The organism is Streptomyces sp. NPDC048420 (assembly GCF_040651535.1).
Classification (GTDB): domain Bacteria; phylum Actinomycetota; class Actinomycetes; order Streptomycetales; family Streptomycetaceae; genus Streptomyces.
Genome location: NZ_JBEZKG010000007.1, coordinates 233270 through 253809, shown reverse-complemented (window position 1 = coordinate 253809; position 20540 = coordinate 233270). Strand labels below are relative to the sequence as shown.

At 71.1% G+C, this 20540-nt stretch carries 20 protein-coding genes, 1 tRNA gene and 1 pseudogene; 11 read left to right on the top strand and 11 right to left on the bottom strand.

The features are described 5' to 3' along the window. The first annotated feature begins 258 nt into the window (after nucleotides 1-258). The 3 genes from AB0D34_RS14705 (at nucleotide 259) to AB0D34_RS14695 (ending at nucleotide 2951) form a co-directional block, all read left to right on the top strand. The gene (locus tag AB0D34_RS14705) at nucleotides 259-834 is read left to right on the top strand and encodes a TerD family protein (protein ID WP_362661389.1); all 576 of its coding nucleotides are present in this window, start codon (nucleotides 259-261) and stop codon (nucleotides 832-834) included. 126 nt (nucleotides 835-960) lie between these two features. Continuing rightward, nucleotides 961-2109, top strand: a complete 1149-nt coding sequence (locus tag AB0D34_RS14700) for a DUF475 domain-containing protein (protein ID WP_362661387.1) — start codon at nucleotides 961-963, stop codon at nucleotides 2107-2109. Between the two features lie 104 nt (nucleotides 2110-2213). Beyond that, complete coding sequence (locus AB0D34_RS14695; RefSeq protein ID WP_362661650.1) at nucleotides 2214-2951, top strand: Tellurium resistance; 738 nt, start codon at nucleotides 2214-2216, stop codon at nucleotides 2949-2951. 91 nt (nucleotides 2952-3042) lie between these two features. On the opposite strand, the gene AB0D34_RS14690 is transcribed toward AB0D34_RS14695, so the two are convergent. Next, complete coding sequence (locus AB0D34_RS14690; protein WP_362661385.1) at nucleotides 3043-3813, bottom strand: TerD family protein; 771 nt, start codon at nucleotides 3811-3813, stop codon at nucleotides 3043-3045. A gap of 205 nt (nucleotides 3814-4018) precedes the next feature. Between AB0D34_RS14690 and AB0D34_RS14685 the strand changes: the two genes are divergently transcribed. The 3 genes from AB0D34_RS14685 to AB0D34_RS14675 are packed head-to-tail and all read left to right on the top strand — an operon-like array spanning nucleotide 4019 to nucleotide 8496. Next, a complete protein-coding gene (locus tag AB0D34_RS14685) occupies nucleotides 4019-5182 on the top strand; it encodes an HpcH/HpaI aldolase/citrate lyase family protein (protein WP_362661383.1) in 1164 nt (387 codons plus the stop codon). Nucleotides 5183-5206: 24 nt separating this feature from the next. Next, entirely contained in the window at nucleotides 5207-7675 is a 2469-nt protein-coding gene (locus AB0D34_RS14680) for a phosphoribosyltransferase (protein ID WP_362661381.1), read from the top strand. Continuing rightward, entirely contained in the window at nucleotides 7675-8496 is an 822-nt protein-coding gene (locus AB0D34_RS14675) for an HAD family hydrolase (protein WP_362661379.1), read from the top strand. Before AB0D34_RS14680 ends, AB0D34_RS14675 begins: the two co-directional genes overlap by 1 nt. Here the strand turns inward: AB0D34_RS14675 and AB0D34_RS14670 are convergent. The 4 genes and pseudogenes from AB0D34_RS14670 to AB0D34_RS14655 all read right to left on the bottom strand — a co-directional run bounded on the left by AB0D34_RS14670 (nucleotide 8411) and on the right by AB0D34_RS14655 (nucleotide 11700). After that, nucleotides 8411-9184: pseudogene (locus AB0D34_RS14670) on the bottom strand (DedA family protein). The gene AB0D34_RS14675 and the pseudogene AB0D34_RS14670 sit on opposite strands and share 86 nt — an antisense overlap. 57 nt (nucleotides 9185-9241) lie before the next feature. Continuing rightward, on the bottom strand, nucleotides 9242-9460 hold the full coding sequence (locus AB0D34_RS14665; protein ID WP_362661377.1) for a zinc ribbon domain-containing protein: 219 nt from the start codon (nucleotides 9458-9460) through the stop codon (nucleotides 9242-9244). A 9-nt stretch (nucleotides 9461-9469) separates the two neighbouring features. Beyond that, entirely contained in the window at nucleotides 9470-10849 is a 1380-nt protein-coding gene (locus AB0D34_RS14660; RefSeq protein WP_362661375.1) for a hypothetical protein, read from the bottom strand. Between the two features lie 80 nt (nucleotides 10850-10929). Beyond that, nucleotides 10930-11700 carry a DUF4097 family beta strand repeat-containing protein gene (locus AB0D34_RS14655; RefSeq protein ID WP_362661373.1) on the bottom strand — a complete coding sequence of 257 codons (771 nt, stop codon included), beginning with the start codon at nucleotides 11698-11700 and terminating at the stop codon, nucleotides 10930-10932. A 210-nt stretch (nucleotides 11701-11910) separates the two neighbouring features. Between AB0D34_RS14655 and AB0D34_RS14650 the strand changes: the two genes are divergently transcribed. Continuing rightward, nucleotides 11911-11982: transfer RNA gene (locus AB0D34_RS14650), tRNA-Val, on the top strand. A 46-nt stretch (nucleotides 11983-12028) separates the two neighbouring features. Here AB0D34_RS14650 and AB0D34_RS14645 read toward each other — a convergent pair. From AB0D34_RS14645 to AB0D34_RS14635, 3 genes are all read right to left on the bottom strand, one after another. Next, on the bottom strand, nucleotides 12029-12361 hold the full coding sequence (locus AB0D34_RS14645; RefSeq protein ID WP_362661371.1) for a hypothetical protein: 333 nt from the start codon (nucleotides 12359-12361) through the stop codon (nucleotides 12029-12031). A gap of 51 nt (nucleotides 12362-12412) precedes the next feature. After that, nucleotides 12413-13087 (bottom strand): GNAT family N-acetyltransferase, encoded by a 675-nt coding sequence (locus AB0D34_RS14640; protein WP_362661369.1) that lies wholly within the window; start codon nucleotides 13085-13087, stop codon nucleotides 12413-12415. Nucleotides 13088-13157: 70 nt separating this feature from the next. Next, a complete protein-coding gene (locus AB0D34_RS14635) occupies nucleotides 13158-14462 on the bottom strand; it encodes an MFS transporter (protein WP_362661368.1) in 1305 nt (434 codons plus the stop codon). A 250-nt stretch (nucleotides 14463-14712) separates the two neighbouring features. On the opposite strand from AB0D34_RS14635, the gene AB0D34_RS14630 reads away from it, so the two are divergent. Further along, nucleotides 14713-15138 carry a DUF6003 family protein gene (locus AB0D34_RS14630; protein WP_362661366.1) on the top strand — a complete coding sequence of 142 codons (426 nt, stop codon included), beginning with the start codon at nucleotides 14713-14715 and terminating at the stop codon, nucleotides 15136-15138. A 441-nt stretch (nucleotides 15139-15579) separates the two neighbouring features. Here the strand turns inward: AB0D34_RS14630 and AB0D34_RS14625 are convergent, their stop codons facing one another. The 3 genes from AB0D34_RS14625 to AB0D34_RS14615 all read right to left on the bottom strand — a co-directional run bounded on the left by AB0D34_RS14625 (nucleotide 15580) and on the right by AB0D34_RS14615 (nucleotide 17945). Then, on the bottom strand, nucleotides 15580-16545 hold the full coding sequence (locus tag AB0D34_RS14625) for a YihY/virulence factor BrkB family protein (protein ID WP_362661364.1): 966 nt from the start codon (nucleotides 16543-16545) through the stop codon (nucleotides 15580-15582). Between the two features lie 61 nt (nucleotides 16546-16606). Continuing rightward, complete coding sequence (locus AB0D34_RS14620) at nucleotides 16607-17155, bottom strand: YciI family protein (protein ID WP_362661362.1); 549 nt, start codon at nucleotides 17153-17155, stop codon at nucleotides 16607-16609. Between the two features lie 43 nt (nucleotides 17156-17198). Next, nucleotides 17199-17945, bottom strand: coding sequence for a hypothetical protein (locus AB0D34_RS14615; protein ID WP_362661360.1), 747 nt, complete (start codon nucleotides 17943-17945; stop codon nucleotides 17199-17201). 100 nt (nucleotides 17946-18045) lie between these two features. On the opposite strand from AB0D34_RS14615, the gene AB0D34_RS14610 reads away from it, so the two are divergent. The 3 genes from AB0D34_RS14610 (at nucleotide 18046) to AB0D34_RS14600 (ending at nucleotide 20518) form a co-directional block, all read left to right on the top strand. After that, on the top strand, nucleotides 18046-19272 hold the full coding sequence (locus tag AB0D34_RS14610; protein WP_362661358.1) for an MFS transporter: 1227 nt from the start codon (nucleotides 18046-18048) through the stop codon (nucleotides 19270-19272). A gap of 58 nt (nucleotides 19273-19330) precedes the next feature. Then, nucleotides 19331-19918 carry a dihydrofolate reductase family protein gene (locus AB0D34_RS14605; RefSeq protein WP_362661357.1) on the top strand — a complete coding sequence of 196 codons (588 nt, stop codon included), beginning with the start codon at nucleotides 19331-19333 and terminating at the stop codon, nucleotides 19916-19918. A 69-nt stretch (nucleotides 19919-19987) separates the two neighbouring features. Continuing rightward, on the top strand, nucleotides 19988-20518 hold the full coding sequence (locus tag AB0D34_RS14600) for a GNAT family N-acetyltransferase (RefSeq protein WP_362661355.1): 531 nt from the start codon (nucleotides 19988-19990) through the stop codon (nucleotides 20516-20518). Nucleotides 20519-20540 lie beyond the last annotated feature (22 nt).

Below are 20540 nucleotides of genomic sequence, written 5' to 3'. Positions count from 1 at the left end.
TATGCGGCTGGGGCGGGGCTGTGAGGGGCTCCGACCGGCCGCCGAGGGGTCTGCCCGGCAAGCTCCGTCCGTCGGGCGACGGGGGATCGTCCGGCGCGACCCGCCGCGGTTCGAACCGGGCCGTGGGGAGTCAGGGCCCCGCCCGGGCCCGCCGCCCGGCGGACGGCTCGGTTCTTCGTCTGGTGGCGCCCGGTTTGAGGGTGGTGCCGGATGTGCAGGAGATCCACACAAGCACCGTTTCGGGGAGGGACCAGCAGCATGGGCGTCACGCTCGCCAAGGGAGGAAACGTCTCCCTGTCCAAGGCCGCACCCAACCTCACCCAGGTGATGGTCGGACTCGGCTGGGACGCGCGCTCCACCACCGGAGCCGACTTCGACCTCGACGCCAGCGCCCTGATGTGCGCGGGTGGCCGTGTCCTGGGCGACGAGTACTTCATCTTCTACAACCAGCTCAAGAGCCCCGAGGGTTCGGTCGAGCACACCGGAGACAACCTCACCGGTGAGGGCGAGGGCGACGACGAGTCGCTGCTGATCGACCTCTCCAAGGTGCCGGAACGGTGCGACAAGATCGTCTTCCCGGTCTCCATCCATGACGCCGACAACCGCGGCCAGACCTTCGGCCAGGTCAGCAACGCCTTCATCCGCGTGGTCAACCAGGCCGACGGCCAGGAGCTGGCCCGCTACGACCTCTCCGAGGACGCCTCCAGCGAGACCGCGATGATCTTCGGCGAGGTCTACCGCTACCAGGGCGAATGGAAGTTCAGGGCGGTGGGCCAGGGGTACGCGTCCGGCCTGAGGGGCATCGCTCTCGACTTCGGGGTCAACGTCTCATAACGCGATATGAGCAAAAGCCGGGGCCGGGTGGGGTACGACGAGGGCCCGACTAGACTTCGGCTTCAAGTCTTCGTAAAGCCGAGTGCGGCACGGGGGAACCCCGTACACGTACGGATTGGGTAGCCAGTGGTTCTCAAAACCTTCGGCTGGTCGTTCGCGGTCACCGCGCTCGGCCTGGTCGCCGCCGTCTTCTACGGGGGGTGGGAAGGCTTCGGCATCGTGGCGATCCTCTCCATCCTCGAGATCTCCCTGTCGTTCGACAACGCGGTGGTCAACGCCGGAATCCTGAAGAAGATGAATGCCTTCTGGCAGAAGATCTTCCTCACCATCGGCGTCCTGATCGCGGTCTTCGGCATGCGGCTGGTCTTCCCCGTCGTGATCGTCGCCATCAGCGCCAAGATGGGGCCCATCGAGGCGGTCGACCTCGCCCTCAACAACAAGGACCGCTACCAGGAACTGGTGACCGACGCGCATCCGTCGATCGCCGCGTTCGGTGGCATGTTCCTGCTGATGATCTTCCTGGACTTCATCTTCGAGGACCGGGACATCAAGTGGCTGGCCTGGCTCGAGCGGCCGCTGGCCAAGCTCGGCAAGGTCGACATGCTGTCGGTCTGCATCGCCCTGGTCGTCCTGCTGATCACCGCGTTCACCTTCGCCACCCACGCCCACCAGCACGGCGGCACCCATGTCGACAAGGCCGAGACGGTCCTGATCTCGGGTATCGCGGGTCTGATCACCTACATGATCGTCGGCGGACTCTCCGGCTACTTCGAGGACAAACTCGAAGAGGAGGAGGAACGCGAGCACGAGGAGGAGGAGCGCGCCGAGCGCGAGGGCAAGCCCAAGTCGGCCGTCCTGATGGCCGGCAAGGCCGCGTTCTTCATGTTCCTCTACCTGGAGGTCCTGGACGCTTCCTTCTCCTTCGACGGTGTGATCGGCGCGTTCGCCGTCACCAACGACATCGTGCTGATGGCGCTCGGCCTGGGCATCGGCGCCATGTACGTCCGGTCGCTGACCGTGTACCTGGTCCGCCAGGGCACCCTGGACGACTACGTCTACCTGGAGCACGGCGCCCACTACGCGATCGGCGCCCTGGCCGTGATCCTCATGGTCACCATCCAGTACGAGATCCACGAGCTCATCACCGGCCTGGTCGGTGTGGTCCTGATCGGCTGGTCCTTCTTGTCCTCGGTGCGCCGCAACAAGGCACTCGCGGCCGCGGAGGGAAAAGCCGCGGGCTCGGACGAGAAGACTGAGGTCTCGTCCGGGGTGTGACACCCTTCCTGGTGAGGAACGCTCTGAGCGGGGCGGCCGGCCTCCGGCCGCCCCGCCGGTTTTCCAGGTGACGCCGGTTATCCAATGCGAGCGTGGGGGCGGGAATGGGCTTCTTCGACGGGCTCTGGGGCGGCCGCGAGGTCGACTTCGACTCGGGCAGCGCGGCCAGCAACGCGATCGAACTGACCAAGCGGCACAACCGGGTCTCGCTCACCAAGCAGGGCGCCGCGACCGGGAACCTGCGGGTCAATCTGACCTGGCGGATGCGGACGTCCGACATCGGGGGCTCACAGCGGGAGTCGCTGCTGCGGCACCCCTTCAAGGCGCTCAAGCCGCCGGAGGTCCTCGGGCACAGCCAGTCCATGGTCAACGTCGACCTCGACCTGGGGTGCCTGTACGAGCTGGCCGACGGCACGAAGGGGGTCGTGCAGCCGCTCGGTGGGCTGCTCGGAGACGTCAACGCGCCGCCGTACGTGAAGCTCAGCGGGGACGACCGGTTCGGGTCGGCGTCCGGCGAGACGATGTACGTCAACCTCGACCACCGGGACGAGATCAAGCGGCTCCTGGTCTTCGTGTACATCTACGACCAGACGCCGGCGTTCGACCGTACGCACGCGATCGTGACGCTGTATCCGAGCAACGGGCCGCGGATCGAGATAGGTCTCGACGAACGGCACCCTCAGGCCCGGTCGTGCGCGGTGGTGATGATCGAGAACGTCAAGGGTGAACTGATCGTGCGCCGTGAGGTGCAGTTCGTGTACGGGTTCCAGGGGGAGCTGGACCGGCTGTACGGGTGGGGATTGCAGTGGGGGCGGGGGTACAAGGCGAAGGCGGACAGGTGAGTTTCTGTCTGCCGGTTGTGTGTGGCTGGTCGCGCCCACGCGGCGGAGCCGCACATCGATACAGCCCCGCGCCCCTAAAGGGGCGCACCTGTCACCGTCCGATGAACTGTGGCCCTTGCGGAGGCATGCGGAACTCCGACGCCGCTCCCGGGGCCGGGGCCACCGCGGGCGGGTAGCCGTAGCCCGATGCCGCCGGCACGGGGGCCGTCGCCGGGGTCGGCGACGGGGGGTAGCCGTAGGCCGGCTGGGTGGGGACCGAGGCGGCCGACTGGGCGGGCTGCTCCGGGGGGAGGGGGAGCGACGTGGGTTCCGGGGAGTCCGACTCGTCCACCGTGATGCCGAAGTCCGTGGCCAGGCCCTGGAGGCCGTCCTCATAGCCCTCGCCCAGGGCGCGGAACTTCCAGCCCTCGCCGCGGCGGTAGAGCTCGCCGCAGATCAGGGCCGTCTCCTTGCCGGTCTCCGGCTTGATGTCGAAGTAGGCCAGCGGCTCGCTGTCGGCGGCCGTGGCGTCGTACAGCAGGATGCGCAGGCCCTGTACGCGGTCGAAGGTGACGCCCTCCGCCGAAGCGACCACGAGAATCTGACTGATGTCAGGCTCGACACCGGAGAGATCTGTCTGGATCGTGTCGGTGGGGCCTTCGGCGGCGCGCTTCTTGCCGAGGAGCCAGACCTTCCCGGACGGATGCCGGGGCTGGTTGTAGAAGACGAAGTCCTCGTCGGAGCGCACACGGCCGTCGGGGCCGAGGAGCAGTGCGGAGGCGTCGACGGGCGGAACCCCCTGCCCGGGCGCCCAGCGCAGCACAGCGCGTACCGTGGTGGTCTTGAGCGGGACGTTCGACCCCTTCAGCATGGCGTGCGTCATGCGGTCATCCTGCCCTCTCGGTCCTGGTCACGACAACGCGGGGTGAGGGATGCCGGTTCATGTCGTACCGGCGCCGACATGGCCGTGTTTGTCTGCGTTACCTGAAATTCATGCCCGGTGGGAACCTCGGACATGGGTACCTACGTACTATTACCGGCCACCTGTGAACCGTTCACAGGTTGCACAGCTGTCACGGGGGAGTCATATGCGTCATTTCGGGCACATCGCCCCTGAGGTGCGTCAGCGCCTCTTCCACCAGGAGCCGTGCGAGTTCACCGCGGACTCGCCGGCCCGGCTGCTCTCCGCGGCCCTGGGTGCCACGCTCTACAGTCCGGCCACGCGGCCGCGGCTCGCCGACGACATCGTCAAGCAGGCCGGGCGTGGTGTGGTCTCGATGGTGCTGTGCCTGGAGGACTCGATCCGTGACGAGGACGTCGCGGAGGGCGAGGAGAACCTCGTCCGGCAGTTCACGGACCTCGCGGAGCGGTCGGTGGACCTTCCGCTGCTCTTCATCCGGGTCCGTCACCCCGAGCAGATCCCCGATCTCGTACGACGGCTCGGCCCCGCCGCGCGCCTGCTGTCCGGGTTCGTGCTCCCGAAGTTCACCGAGGAGCGCGGCATCCCCTTCCTGGAGGCGCTCTCCACCGCCGAGTCCGCGAGCGGGCACCGGCTGTTCGCCATGCCCGTCCTCGAGTCACCGGAGCTGCTCTACCGCGAGACGCGCGTAGAGACCCTGGAGGGCATCGCGCGCGCGGTCGACAAGTACCGCGACCGGGTCCTCGCACTCCGTCTCGGCGTCACCGACTTCTGCTCCTCCTACGGCCTGCGCCGCGCCCCCGACATGACCGCCTGGGACGTCCAGATCGTCGCCTCCGTGATCGCCGACGTGGTCAACATGCTGGGCCGCGCCGACGGCACCGGCTTCACCGTCACCGGGCCGGTCTGGGAGTACTTCCGGGTCCAGGAGCGCATGTTCAAGCCCCAGCTGCGCCGCAGCCCCTTCCTGGAGGGCCAGGCCGAGGAACTGCGCGAGGCGCTCATCGAGCACGCCATGGACGGCCTGCTGCGCGAGATCACCCTCGACCAGGCCAACGGCCTGCTCGGCAAGACCTGCATCCATCCCTCCCATGTGCTCCCCGTGCACGCGCTGTCCGTGGTCAGTCACGAGGAGTTCAGCGACGCGCAGGACATTCTGCGGCCCGAGCGCTGCGGCGGCGGGGTGCTCAGGTCGCAGTACACGAACAAAATGAATGAAGTGAAGCCCCATCGCGCCTGGGCCGAACGGACCCTGCTGCGCGCCGAGGTCTTCGGCGTGGCCAACGAGGACATCGGCTTCGTGGAGCTGCTGGCCGCCGGAATCTCCGGCTGATCATTCGTGAACACCAAGGGACGCATGAACAAGGCAGTGAACGACGGGACGCCGGACGAGGTCTGGTCGGGGACGTGGGTCGCCGACCGGCTCGGCGTCGAACTCGTGGGCGACGCCCGACTGACCGACCTGCTGGGACTCGCCCTGCGCCGCAACCCCAAGCGGGCCCATCTGCTGGTCTCCAACGTGCTCGGCAAGCACGTCCCGCAGTCGCCTTCGGTGGTCTACGGCCAGGGCTTCGCACTGGGCCGCAAGGTCCGCGACCTGCTGGGCGACGAGGAGGCGGCCCGGGCGGTCGTCCTCGGCTACGCGGAAACGGCGACGGGCCTCGGCCACTCGGTCGCCGACGGCATCGCCCTGGCCCCCTACCTCCACTCCACCCGCCGCCCGGTCCCCGGCGTGGCCCCCGCGGGCGGCTTCGAGGAGTCCCACTCCCACGCCACGTCCCATCTCCTGCTGCCGGAGGACCCCGCCCTGCTGGCCGGCGAGGGACCCCTGGTCCTGGTGGATGACGAGTTCTCGACGGGAAACACCGTCCTGAACACGATCAGGGACCTCCACGACCGCTATCCACGGGACCGCTACGTGGTGGTCGCTCTGGTGGACATGCGGTCGGAGGCGGACGCGGGGCGTCTGGAGGCCTTCGCAAGGGAGATAGGCGCGAGGGTCGACCTGGTGGCGGCGGCATCGGGCACCGTACGCCTACCCGAGGGTGTGCTCGAAAAAGGGCAGGACCTTGTAGCCAGGTACGAGGACGCCAACCTGGGGGCGCGGGGAACTGCGCGACCAGCCCCCACGCACCCGTACCCGGCAGTCAACCGTGTGGACCTGTTGTGGCCCCGAGACCTCCCGGACGGCGGCCGCCACGGCTTCACTCCCCAGCACCGAATACGCCTGGAGTCCGCCCTCCCCGCGATGGCCGCCCGACTGGCCGAGGCCCTCCCGCCGGAGGCAACCCGCGTGCACATCCTCGGCTTCGAAGAGCTGATGTACGCCCCTCTGAGGCTGGCCCGTGAGCTGGAGCAGGTCGCTCAGGACACCGAGGTCACCTACTCCACCACCACCCGCAGCCCCGTACTCGCCGTCGACGACCCCGGTTACGCGATCCGTACCCGCCTGACCTTCCCGGCCCACGACAACCCGGCGGACGGTCCCGGCGACCGCTACACCTACAACATCGCCGGCGCCGGTTTCGACGCCGTGATCGCGGTCGTCGACGACACCGCCGACACCCCCGAACTGCACGCCCCCGACGGCCTGTTGGCGCAGCTCGCCGAACACACCCCGCACGTCGTCCTCGCGGTGGTCCCCAGCCACACCCCCGAAAGGCCCCCCATGCTCCCTGAGCCCCTCCGCGGCCCCGCCTTCTCCTCCTACGCCCCGGAGGACGTCGGCTGGCTGCTCCAGGACCTCTCGGACGTCAAGCTGGAGGCGCCGACCGAGGAGCGCGAGGAGGCCATCCAGAGCGGTGGCGCGCACTACGCGGAGTCGCTGCCGGTGGAGTACCAGCCGAGCGACCAGTACCAGGAGCTGTTCCAGACGGCCCTCGCGGAGTCCTCCGCGCGGCTCGCCCAGGCCGTCGGCGCCGTGACGGAGATCGTGCTCCAGGAGCGCTCACCCCGCCCCGTCCTGGTCTCCCTGGCCCGCGCCGGCACCCCCGTCGGCGTCCTGATGCGCCGCTGGGCCCAGTTCCGTCACGGCCTCGACCTGCCGCACTACGCCGTCTCGATCGTCCGCGGCCGCGGTATCGACGCCAACGCCCTGCGCTGGCTGGCCGAACACCACGACCCCGCCGACGTCGTCTTCGTCGACGGCTGGACCGGCAAGGGCGCCATCACCCGCGAACTGGCTGCCGCGATCGAGGAGTTCGAGGCCGAGGGCGGTCCCGTCGGCTTCGACCCGGAGATCGCCGTACTGGCCGACCCGGGCTCGTGCGTGCGGACGTACGGCACCAGGGAGGACTTCCTCATTCCCTCCGCGTGTCTCAACTCCACGGTGTCCGGCCTGATTTCGCGTACGGTCCTGCGCGCCGACCTGGTCGGTCCGAACGACTTCCACGGCGCGAAGTTCTACCGTGAACTCGCCGGCGCGGACGTGTCGGTGGACTTCCTGGACGCCGTCGCCGCCCGCTTCCCGGAGGTGGTGGAGGCCGTGGACGCGACCGCGAAGGACCTGCTGTCCGGCGACCGGGAGCCCACCTGGGAGGGCTGGGCGGCCGTCGAACGCATCAGTGAGGAGTACGGCATCCACGACGTCAACCTCGTCAAGCCCGGCGTCGGCGAGACCACCCGGGTGCTGCTGCGCCGGGTGCCCTGGAAGATCCTGGCACGGGCCGGTGCGGGCGCCGACCTGGACCACGTACGCCTGTTGGCCGAGCAGAGAGGTGTCCCGGTGGAAGAGGTCGCGGAACTCCCGTACACCTGTGTGGGGTTGATCCACCCCAGGTACACGCGGGGCGCGACGGGCGCCGACGGCAAGGCGGTGGGTGTCTGATGCCCGCTCCCGTGCTCGTCGCCAGCGATCTCGACCGTACGCTCATCTACTCCGCCGCCGCCCTCGCGCTGACCATGCCGGACGCGCGGGCGCCCCGGCTGCTCTGCGTGGAGGTGCACGAGAGCAGGCCGCTGTCGTACATGACGGAGACCGCGGCCGGGCTGCTCTCCGAGCTCGGCGACGCGGCGGTCTTCGTGCCGACGACGACCCGCACCCGCAAGCAGTACCAGCGCATCAACCTCCCCGGCCCCGCGCCGACTTACGCGATCTGCGCGAACGGCGGCCATCTGCTGGTCGACGGCGTCACCGACCTCGACTGGCACGCGCGGGTCACCGCCCGCCTCGCGGACGAGTGCGCGCCGCTGGAGGAGGTGCGCGCGCATCTTGAGGAGACCGCCGATCCGGCCTGGGTGCGCAAGCACCGCATCGCCGAGGACCTCTTCGTCTACCTCGTCGTCGAGCGCGAACTGCTGCCCGAGGACTGGGTGAAGGAACTCGCGGTGTGGGCCGAGAACCGCGGCTGGACGGTCAGCCTCCAGGGTCGCAAGATCTACGCCGTCCCGAAGCCGCTCACCAAGAGCGCGGCCATGCGTGAGGTGGCCCGGCGGACCGGGGCCTCCCTCACGCTGGCCGCGGGCGACTCCCTGCTCGACGCCGACCTGCTGCTGGCCGCCGACCGGGGCTGGCGGCCGGGGCACGGGGAGCTGGCCGACGTCGGCTGGACGGCTCCGGCGATCAGCGCACTGCCGGAGCGGGGCGTGCTGGCGGGGGAGCGGATTCTGCGGGAGTTCCTGCGGGGGGTGCGGCAGGGCGCGCTCTGAGGGCCCGGGTGCCGGTCTACGACACCGGCTCCGCGGACTCGCGTTCACGCCCCGCGTCCGCGCCCCGGTCCGCCCTGCGGCGACCCGGCCCCGGGCGCCGCAGCAGCCGTAGCGTGACGAAGACGGCCACCGTCAGTGCCGCCGCCGCGAGCACCACCTTCGAGTACGCGGACACCACGTCCGTGACCTGGGTCCAGTTGGCGCCCAGGGCGTGGCCCGCGAACACGAACGCGGTGTTCCACAGGGCGCTGCCCAGGGTGGTGAGGGTGAGGAAGACGGGCAGCGGCATGCGTTCGACGCCGGCCGGGATGGAGACGAGGCTGCGGAAGACCGGGATCATCCGGCCGAAGAACACCGCCTTCGTGCCGTGCCGCAGGAACCAGGCCTCGGTGCGCTCGATGTCGCTGGTCTTGATGAGCGGCAGCCGGTTCGCGAGCGCCACCGTGCGGTCCCGGCCGAGGAGCGCGCCGACGCCGTAGAGCGCGAGCGCGCCGACCACCGAACCCGCCGTCGTCCACAGCAGCACGGCGACCAGGCTCATCCTGCCGGTGCTCGCCGCGAAGCCCGCGAGCGGCAGGATCGCCTCGCTCGGGATCGGCGGGAAGAGGTTCTCCAGGGCGATGGCGACCCCGGCGCCGGGCGCGCCCAGCGTGTCCATGAGGCCGTTGACCCACTCGATGGCTGACATGGGCCCACGCTAGGGAGGCGGACCTGAAGCCGGCCTGAAGAGCTTTTTGTACGGCGGTCAGCCGCAGCAGCCTCCGCCGCAGCAGCCGCCTCCACCGCCACCGGCCTGGGGCGCGGGCGCGGCGCTCGACGTGCCGCCCACCGCCACCGTCGACAACAGTTTCACGGTGTCGTCGTGGCCCGCGGGGCAGTCGGCGGGGGCGGCGGACTCGGCCATGGGACGGCTCAGTTCGAAGGTGTCGCCGCAGGTCCGGCAGCGGTATTCGTAGCGAGGCATGAGGACAGGTTAGCTGTGTGCGCCGCCGCGCTCCTCGCGGATCCGGGAGACCACCGCGGCCACCGTCTGCCGGACCGCTTCCGTCTCGGTCAGGAAGTGCCAGTAGTCCGGGTGGCGGCCCTCCAGGGTGCCGATCGCCCGGTCCAGGCGGGCCACCGAGTCGTCCAGCGGGCGGGCGTGCCGCGGGTCGGGGGTGGTGCGGCCGGTCATGGCGAGGCGCTGGGCGTCGCGGATGGCGAAGCGGGTGCGGTCGATCTCCTGCTGGGGGTCCTTCTGCACGGCGTTGAGGCGGCGCAGCCGGTCGCCGGCGGCGGAGACGGACTCGTCGGTGGTGTTGAGCAGGGCGCGGACCGTGGAGAGCAGGGCGGTCGCGTCCGGCCAGCGCTGTTCGTCGCGCGCGGCCCGGGCCTCGCGGAGCTTCTGCTCGGCCTGCCGTACGTTCTCCGCGGCCTGGTCGGGGACGTGCTGGAGGTCCTGCCAGCAGGCGGCTGTGAACCGGCGGCGCAGTTCGCTCAGGACCGGGTCGACCTGGCCCGCGCGGGTGGTGAGCGCCTCGGCGCGGGTGCGCAGGGAGACCAGCCGGTGGTCGATCTCCGCGGCCCGCTCCGGCAGCCGCTCCGCCTCCACCCGGATCGACTCGGCCTCCCGCGCGACCCTTTCGGCGCGCTCGAGGGTCTGCGGCACGCCGTGCTGTCCCGCGCCCTGGTTCAGCTTGGTCAGCTCGGGGCCGAGGGCGGCGAGCCGGGCGGCGAGGTCGTCCGCCTTCAGCCCCGACTCCCGTACGGCGTCCAGGGCGTTGGAGGCGGCCAGCAGTCCTTGCCGGGCCCGCTCGACGGCCGGGGCGAGCCGGGCGAGCTGGGTCTCGGCCTTGCCGAGCAGCGGGCCGAGGCTGTCGCCGAAGCGGTCCAGCTCCTTCTTGACGTTGCCGAGGTCGTCCTTGGCCCGGGTCAGCTCCGTACGCGCGCGTGTCGCGGCTGAGGCCTCCAGTTCGTCCCGGTCGAGGTCATGGGCGTCGACGGCCTCGATGTAGCGCCCACTGGCCTCGTCGATGCGTCCGCTGATCGCCTGGAAGTCGGCGACCGCCCGCCGGGCGGCGGGGGAGTCGTCGACGGCCGTGATCGTCTCTATCGAGATCCGCAGATCCCGCTGGGCGGTGTCCAGCTCGTAGAACGCGGCCGCGGCGGCGTCCTTTGCGGCCTGTGCCTCGGCCCGCTGGCTCTCCGCGCGCCCGCCGAACCAGCGCCGGGTGCCGCCGCCGGCGAACGCGGCCGGCAGCGCGAGGGCGGCGATCAGGGGCAGCCCGAGCAGAGTGAGGGTGTCCTTGAGCGCCTGACGGTGTGCGCGCGGCACCGACGACGACGAGTACGGCTGCGGTGGTGTCGCCGTCACATCCCTCTCCCGTGCTGTGTTCCGTCCTTGCGGTGCCCGGTGTCATTCTCCCACCGGTAAAGGACGAACACACGGGCCGGTTAGTTCGCGGTTCGCACCGTGACCTTCCCGTCTCCGCTCTGGGCGGACACCACGTGGTCGCTGGAGTCGGACCGGGGCACGGACACGTCGACGCCCCCGTCACCGGTCCTGGTGTCCACGCGGTAGGTGGCCTTCGGCAGTTCGACGGTCACGGAGCCGTCGCCGCTGCGGGTCTCCACCCGGTCCGGTACGGCGCCCAGTTCGAGGTGGACCGAGCCGTCGCCGGTGCGTGCGGACACCCGGCGGGAGGTGACCTCCGCGCGCATGGAGCCGTCGCCGGTGTGCAGCTCCAGCGGGCCGCTCGTGTCGGTGACCCGTACGGAACCGTCGCCGGTGCGGATGCTCAGCGGCTGGGTGAAGCCCCGGGCCCGCACACTGCCGTCGCCGTCCTCGACCTTCACGGTGATGTCCCGCGGCACCTCGATGCGGTGCTTGGCCGCGCAGTCGGCTATGACTCCGCTGCACTTCATCCGCAGCACCAGCCGGTCCTCCTTCATCGACCAGGTGACCTTCGGGTCCTTGCCGACGGCGACGGTGCCCTGGAACCAGCGGGTGACCTCGACCGTGCCCGACTTGTTCGAATCGGCGGCGACGATCTCCAGCGCCGAGTCGTCGGAGTCGACGGTGAGGGTGCGGCCCTGGAGGGCGAAGGACTTGTGGTCGGGGGTCTTGTCGTCCCCGGCGGAGGCGCCGCAGGCGGTGGCCCCCGCGACGACGAGCGCGACGACCCCGGCCGCGGCGGCGGCACGTGCGGGAACGGAACGGACCATGACGATCTCCCCCTGAACTACCCCTGGACGGGCGGCCGCGGGCACTCCGCGACCCTGCTTCGACCCTAGGGACCGGGGCTCTTGCGGGGGATCCGGGTCGCTCCCGGATTCGGGGTGGGGTTTTCCCCCGTACCGACCCTGACTTCTTCGGCCGCCGAGTAAGGGTTTGCAGGACAGGGCCCCTGGCAAGGTAGGCTGTCGACTCGTCTCGGGTGCGTAGCTCAGGGGTAGAGCGCCTGCCTTACAAGCAGGATGTCGGCGGTTCGAAACCGTCCGCGCCCACACCAGCAGAGGACCCCGGCCGATCACGGCCGGGGTCCTCTGCCGTTCACCCGGTCTCCCGCTCCGCGTGCTTCAGCCGGGAGCGGGCGTCCACGCGGTCCGGTGCGGCCACGTCCGTCCAGAAGCGGTGGGTGGTGACGAAGACCGCGAGTTCGTGTTCGCGCTGCCGGAGCTTCTCCACCTCGGCCTGTTCGTCGGGGGTCCAGCCGGGCGAGGCGGGGCGCTCGACCTTGCGCCAGCCGCCCGCGTCACTGAAGCCGTCCAGCGGCGCGACCGACCAGGGGAGCCGCTTGAGCAGGGCCGACAGCTCGGCCCGGACCTGATGCAGCTCCTCCTGACCGGCGAGGAGGTCACTCGGAAAGTCATAGGTCGTAGCCACACCACAATGCTACGCCTGTTCGATTTTGGGTTGCGAGTGGCTTCGGGAGGTTCATGCGAACGGGTGCCCCGCCGTGCCCCGTGAGGAAAGGCCGAACATCGGCAGACAGGGCGACAGCCCCTCGATCGAGACCGGGACGTGCCGGTGTGTCTCCCACCGGGCTCGCGTCAGCCTCAGCCGCCGCATCGTCGCAGGCCGGCCGCGCACCACATGCCGTTCGATCCCGTCGAGTTCGTAACCGTGCTTCATGGACACGGTGAACGAGGACGCGTTGTCCTCGAAGGCGCCCGACAGCGCCTCGAGTGCGTTCAGGCCGGCGAAGGCCAGATGCAGCACCGCGGCACGCATCTCGGTCCCGATCCCCTGCCGCTGGAAGCGCGCCCCCAGCCAGGAGGCGGTGCTCACCTGCCGCAGTACGGCGAAGTCCCGGGCGGTGACGGTCTGCAGGCCGACGACCTGGCCGTGGTCGAAGACAACGAGGTTCAGCGCCCAGTCCTCCGGTGACCAGTTCCCCCTGCGCAACCAGTGGTGCTGCACCACCGAGCGCGCCCGGTCCGCCGGAGGCAGGTCGGACCACGGCACGATGAAGGGCATGCGGTCCGGCTCGTGGACGCCTTCCGCCGCGAGCTCGCCCAACTCGGCGAGTTCCTCCTCGCCGGGCAGTCGCAGTTCCAGGCGCGGGGTGTTCAGACGCAGTCCCAGAAGGGGCCAGTGGTCAGTCAGCATGCGCCATTGTCGAAGGCGAGGGCAGCCGCGGGCATCTGATTTCCGCGCCCAGGCGGCCGGTGGAACAGGGTCAGGGAGAGCGCGGGGCGGTGCGGTCCGCGGGCGGGGGAAGAGCTCGTCCCAGGCGGGCGAGTGGGGACAACGCCATCACCACGGGGGACAGCAGCATGCCCGCGGCCGTCGCCAGGAGGCTGGTGCGCAGCCCCCACTCCTGCGCGAGGAATCCGCCGAGCAGGGAGCCGAGCGGGGTCAGACCCATGCCGACAAAGGTGATCGTGGCGGCCGCGCGGGCTTGCATCCCGTCAGGGGTGACGGCCTGTCGGACGGCCATGACCGTGACGTTCACCAGCTGGCCGCCCGTCCCGAACACGAAGCCGACCGCGAGCAGCACGGGAACCGTCACCGTGGCGGAGGCGTGCAGCGCGGGCACGCACAGGAACGCGCCGTCGCCGAGTGCCGCCGCGGACACGAGCACCGGGCCGTGGCCGAACCGGCTCGGCAGGCGGGCGGCCAGCACCGAGCCCAGGAGCGCGCCCGGGCCCGTCGCCGCGAGCGCCAGCCCGACGGCGGTGCCCGACAGGTGCAGCTCCCGCGGCAGGAAGAGCAGATAGACGGTCATCATGGCGGCGAAGGAGAACTGGAAGGCGGCCGAGGCCAGGCACACGGTCCGCAGCGCGGTGTCGCCGACGACGAAACGAAGGCCTTCACGGATGCGCCGCCCTACCCGAGGGGGACGTTCCGCGCGCCCGGGCATCGATTCGCTGCGACGGATCCGTCGGATCGACAGGAACGACAGTGCGAAGAACAGGGCGCTGGAGGCGGCAGCGATCGGCGCCGACAGCAGTGACACCAACGCACCCCCGAGGGCCGGACCGCCGATCTGTGCCGCGGACCGGCTGCCCTCCAGCGCACTGTTGCCCCGCACCAGCTGATCGCGTTTCACCAGCCGCACGAGAGACGCCTGGTAGGCCACGTCGAAGAACACGGACAGAGCTCCGACGGCCAAGGCGACGACCAGCAACGCGGGCAGGCCGAGCAGGCCGAAGAGGCCGGCCACGGCCGCGGTGCCCAGTGCCAGGGCCCGGCCCGCGTCCGTGAGGACCATCACCGTGCGGGTCCGCCATCGGTCCACCCACGCCCCGACGAAGAGCGAGAGCACCAGAATCGGCGCCTGCCCCACCGCGCGCAGGACACCCAGCTGGCCGGCACCGGCGTCGAGTGTCAGGACGGCGAAGAGCGGCAGAACGACCAGACTCGCGTGTTCGCCGAGTTGGGAGACGGTCTGACCCGTCCAGAGTCTGCGGAAGTCGGGGTTCCGCCACAGTGACGGAACGGGGCGACCGGAATCGGATACGGCGGAGGAAGCGGACGGCACGGGAATCCCTTGGGTGGAAGAAGGCTCGCCATGCCGCAACGTCAGGAACGGCACGCGGTGACAGGCCGATCACGGCCTACGACGTCAACGCGCGCTCGGACGACCGGGCATACCTCAGCTCCTCGTGAGTCACTCGCCGGACTCGAACATTAGCCCTCGGCGGCCGAACGGGAAACGCAATTGATGCCGACGTGAACCGCGCGAGGCGGGGTAATGGGACGTCGATCAGCCCCTGTTGAAGGAGCCGAGGATGACCGACAACGCCTGTCTGTTCCTGCTTGACGACCCGTCCGTACCGCTCGGGGCGGCCCCGGCCGCCGTCGGTGAGCTCGCCTGCATGGAGACTCCCGCGGTCCGTGCGTGGCTGGACGCGCAGGGCAGCACGCCCACCTCCCCGCACCTGCGCCTGCTGCCACCGGAGGAGACCGCTGCCGTGCCCGAGGGGGCGGAGCGGCTGCCCGTTCCGCTGAGCGACGAGGAACTGAGCCGGGTCCGCCACCACTTGGCACCGGAGTCGCTTGCCCGGGTCGAGGAGGAACTGCTCGCCTACCGCGACTGCGCGGACGGCCGGGACGGCCTGATCGGCCGCGCACTGGCCGCGGGCGTAGCACCGCACCGCATCGCCGAACTGACCGGCGTGGACCCCGCGACGGTGACGGCAGCGGCGGGTCAGTGAGGGGAGGCTGATGCGGGGCGCTGAGGGCGGCTATTGGAGGCGGGCACCGATGGCGGGGTTGTGGGTCTGGTTGCTGTCGGGGTGCGTGCCCCGGGGGCCGGGGGTAGGGGGCGTGGATGTCGCGAGGGTGACCGTTGCGGAGGGGTGCTGGGGGCGGGCACCGATGGCGGGGTTGTGGGTCTGGTTGCTGTCAGGGTGCGTGCCCCGGGGGCCAGGGGTAGGGGGCGTGGATGTCGCGACGGTCACCGTTGCGGAGGGGCGCTGAGGGCGGCTACTGAGGGCGGGCACCGATGGCGGGGTCGTGGGTCTGGTCGCTGTCAGGGCTCGCGCCCCGGGGCCGGGGGCCGCCACGGACCGTTGCGGAGAGGCGCTGAGGGCGGGGTGGCCGACCGTGCGTGATGCCACCAACGGCGACCCCGCGGACCCACCCGCCCTCGCGGCTCACGCCCCCGGGCCGGGGTCCGGGTGGACCGGTGACTCGATGCCGGCGCGGGCCGCTTCCAGTTGGGCGGCGAAGGCGATGCCGAGGAAGAGCGCGACCGCCGTGAGGTTGGCCCACAGCAGCAGGGCGACGAAGGCGGTGAGTGGCCCGTACACGGCGCCGAAGGCACCGCTCTCCTCGACGTACAGCGCGAGCAGCCAGGTGGCCGCCACCCACAGCAGCAGATGCACGGCCGAGCCGAAGGCCAGCCAGGTGTAACCGGGCTGCACCCGGCGCGGCGACCAGCGGAAGATCACCGCGGAGGCCACCCAGGCCAGTACAAGCCCCACGGGGATGTCCAGCGCGCTCCACCACTGCGGCCCGCTGCCCGCCCGGCCGGTGGACTCCGCCACCGCGTCGCCCACGGCCTCGCCGGCGACGAGCACGAGGAACCCGAGCACGAGGGGCAGACCAGCGGCGAGCGCGAGAACGATCCCGCGCGCGTACTTGCGCGGGAAGGGACGGTCGCGCTCGATGCCGTAGATCCGGTTGGCGCCGCGTTCGATCTGGCCCATGGCCGAGGCGAGGTTCAACAAGGCGAAGCCCAGGCCGAGCCACAGGGCGAGCGTGCTCCAGACACTGCCGTGCGCCGTGCGCCGCGTCCCCTCGAAGGCGTCCTCGACGATCTCGGCGCTGGCGCCCGGCACGATCCGGCCGAGCGTGAGCTCGATGATCCGGCCCACGCCCTCCGTGTGCACCGACGTTGCGAGGCCGACCAGCGCCACCGTGCACGGCACCAGCCCGAGCACCACCTGGAAGGCGAGGGCGCGGGCGTTGGTGAAGCCGTCCGCGTAACGGAACCGGGCGAAGGAGTCGGCCAGCAGCCGCAGCCCGCCGTAGTGGCGCAGGGCGGTGAACGCCTCGTCTCCGGAGAGCTCGTCCCCGATCATGTCCCGGGTCTGCGGGACGTGGACGGCGGTACCCATGGCGTGGACGCTCCTCGCTCGTACGGATGCTCCCTGTGCGGTTGCCCCGGGAGCAGGATTGTCAGCGCCGGCCGCCGAACTCCCACTCGTGGACCTCCACGGCCGCGTACCGGTCCGCGGTCAGGACGGCCCGTGCCCGGTCCGGGTCCGGGGCGCGGACCAGGGCCGCCGTGCCCAGCCACGCGGTGCCGTCGTCGGAGAGCAGCGGGCCGTACGCGATCAGGTCGTCCTTGTCGGGTGGTACGGCGAGGTCGGCGGCCTCTCCTGTGCCGAGCCCGAGCACCAGGTACCGGTCGCCGCCGGTCCGGCCGCCGGGGAAGTCCCACATGGTGCGGCCCAGCAGGTTGCGCCAGCGGCGCAGCAGCACGTCCCGGTACGCGCCCGCCTGGTAGTTGGGCTCGTCGAAGGCGAACGCGCGGGCGGCCGCGGGATCGGGAAGGTCGACGATGTGCACGCTCCCGGTGAGCGTCTCGCCGTGGTCGGCGAAGGTCGGGCCGCGGGCGATCAGTTCGTCCGCGTACCGGTCCATGTAGGACCAGTGCGCCTCCCCCAGCTCCTCACGCAGGGCCAGGGAGCCGGGCCGGTCGCGGTGAAAGCAGAAGAACTCCATGGCACCAGAGCCTTGTCCACCGACGGGCGGCGTCTCAACGGCATTAAGTGACCGGCGTGTTCGTCAGCTCGGCGAGCATCGGGGTCAGGCGGGTGGCGAGTTCGGGGCGGGAGTGGGCGAGTTCGGTCCTGGCGGCGGCGACCACGGCGGTCAGGGCGCGGTGGAGTTCCTCCGCGGCGAGTGAGCGTACGAGAGTCGTCGCCAGCTCGGCCGAGAGGTCGTCGGGCAGCAGGTGGGCGCCCTTCGCGTGGGCGGATGGGAGGTCGAGGTGCAGACAGGCCAGGGTGATCACGTGGTCGCGCAGGGCGCTGATCCAGTGCTCGGCCTGCCACCAGCGGCCGCGCTCGATGCACGCGCGCGCGTGGAGGGCGTGATGCCACAGAAGGCCGGTCAGGGTGTCGGCGTCCGGGGGAGCGAAGGGTTCCAGGGGGCGGGGGCGGCCGAAGACCGTCCGCCACTGCGGGCCGCGCGGGCCGAACTCGGTCTCCGGGGCGAACGTCAGGTCCAGCTCCAGCCAACCCGGCAGGAGGAACACCCGGATCACGCCCGCCCCGACGGACAGGTCCCAGTGGTGCCGCGCGCCGAGGTCGTCGTAGAGCCAACCGGTCCAGCGGTCCAGCGTCGGCGTGAGGTCGCCGCGGACGGCCAGGACCAGGTCGGTGTCGGACCAGCGGTCGCCCTCATGGTCGGCGTAGGAGCCGGTGAAGGCGGCACCGACGACGGTGTCGTCGGCCTCGGCGCGCGCCAGCAGCCGCTTCCTGAAGCGGTCTCGTTCCTCGACCGTGAACATCGGCCCTGCTTTCGTCCAAGCGTCACTGCTTCTTTGTCCATGGACCGGTCCGGCGCGCGGCGCGAGAGTCGGTCCATGGGTGTGGATCTTCGGGATTGTCGTGCGTAGGCGGGCGACCGGACAGGGGCGGACGCCGGCCGGGCTCGTCGCGCTGGCCCTCGGCGGGTTCGGGATCGGACTGACCGAGTTCCTGATCGCGGGGCTGTTGCCGCAGGTGGCGACGGATTTCGCGGTCTCCGAGGCGGCCGCCGGGCGGCTGATCTCCGGATACGCGTTGAGTGTCGCGGTCGGTGCGATCGTCCTGACCGCGGCGACGGCACAGCTGCCCCGCAAACAGGTCCTCGTCGGCCTGGTGGTGCTGTTCGTCATCGGCAACCTGCTGTCCGCGATCGCGCCGAGCTACCGGGTGATGCTGCTCGGGCGGATCGTCGCGGCGCTGTGCCACGGCTCGTTCTTCGGGATCGGCTCACTCGTCGCGCGCGGCCTGGTCGCGCCCGAGCGGAAGTCCCGCGCGGTGGCCGTCATGTTCGCCGGCCTCACGGTCGCGAACGTGCTCGGTGTGCCGTTCGGCGCGCTGGTCGGGGAGCGCTGGGGCTGGCGGGCGGCCTTCTGGGCGGTGACCGCGATCGGCCTGCTCGCGCTCGCGGGGATCGCCGCGTACGTGCCGAGTGGGACCGGAAAGACCTCGCCGAGGGAACCGGCGCCTCCCCTCGGCCTGCGCGCCCAGGTCGGCGCCTTCCGCTCCGGGCAGGTCTGGCTGACCCTGGCGGCGACCGCGCTCGGCTATGGCGGGATGTTCGGCGCGTTCACTTATATCGCGTACACGTTCACCGAGGTCAGCGGCTTCTCCTCGGGGGATGTCGCCTGGCTGCTCATGGTGTACGGCGTCGGCCTGGTCGTCGGCAACCTGATCGGTGGGCGGGCCGCCGACCGCGACCGTGACCGCACACTGGTCCTCGCACTGGTGGGCCTCGCGGTCACCCTGGCCGCGTTCGGGCTGCTGGCCACCAGCGGCACGGCGTCGGTGGTCCTGGTGTTCCTGATGGGGGTGTTCGGGTTCGCGAGTGTGCCCGGCCTGATCACCCGCGTCACCGACCACGCGCAGGGCGCGGCCCTCGCCGCCGGGGCCAACGTGTCCGCGTCCAACATCGGCAACGCGCTGGGCGCCTGGGCCGGCGGCCTCGCGATCACCGCGGGCCTCGGCTACACGGCGCCGCTCTACGTCGGCGCCGGCATCGTCCTGATCGCCGTCGCCGTCATGGCCGTAGCGGCGCAACGGGAGGGGACGGCGACGCGCGGGGGCCGTACTCCGACGGTCCGGCGATGACTTTCGGGGGTGGCGCCGGTCCTACGGGGGACGAGAAGTGCCGAGGAGAGGACCGGTGATGGCGAACCCGCACACGACGTCGTTGACCGACATGGATCCGCAGACCGCGGCAGGCAAGGTGCTCTGGCACTTCGCGATGTCGCTGGACGGCTTCGTGGCGGGACCCGAGCACGCGATGGACTGGATGACGGGGTTCTCCTTCCGGCCCGGTCTCACCGAGGAGTACGCCGGTACGACCGGGGCCGTGCTGGGCGGCCGGGACGGCTGGGACGCCTTCCCCGACCCCGGTGGCATCTACGGCGGAGCCTGGCAGGGGCCGGTGTTCGTCCTCACGCACCACCCCGAGGACGCGGGGCCCGCGGCCGGTGTGACCTTCCTGGACTGCGATGTCGCCGACGCGGTGCGGATCGCGCTGAAGGCCGCCGACGGCAAGAACGTCGAGGTCTTCTCGCCCACGATCGGCCGCCGGCTCCTCGACCTCGGACTGATCGACGAGATCGACCTCCACATCGCCCCGGTGCTGCTCGGCGACGGGATCCGGCTGTACGACAACCCCGGCGGCGCGCCCGTCCGGCTCGGGCTGGTCAACGCAGGGGATCCCACGGCCGCGGTGAACGTGCGCTACCGGCCGATCGCCACCCGCTGACCTGGGGAAACCGCCCCCGGGACACGGAGGCGGAGGGCGTTGTCAGACCCGGCGTCTACCGTGGTCGGCATGGAGATCGTGGAGGCGGAAGCGCAGGCCGAGCAGGTGTGGCTGGTGCCCTGGGCGGAGGGCGACTTCTGGCTGCTGGAGCAGACCAACAGCCCCGAGATGACCGCGCACCTGGGCGGGCCCGAGAGCGCGGAGAAGCTCGCCGGGCGGCACCGGCGGTACGTCGAGCCGGCGTCGGGACGGATGTACCGCGTCACGCTCGCGGAGGGCGGGCGGACCGTCGGCTCGGTGGGGTTCTGGGAGCGTCGGTGGCGGGACTCCGCGATATGGGAGACCGGGTGGGGGATCCTTCCGGAGTTCCAGGGCCGCGGACTGGCCGCGCAGGCGGCCCGCGCCCTCGTGGAGGAGGCACGGGCCGCGGGCGGGCACCGGTATCTGCACGCGTTCCCGAGCGTGGAGCATCCCGCGTCCAACGGGGTCTGCCGCCGGGCGGGCTTCACACTGCTCGGTCAGGCCGAGTTCGAGTACCCGAAGGGGCACTGGATCACGTCGAACGACTGGCGGATCGACCTGACGGGCGGATCGACCTGACGGGCGGGGGGACTAAGGCAGG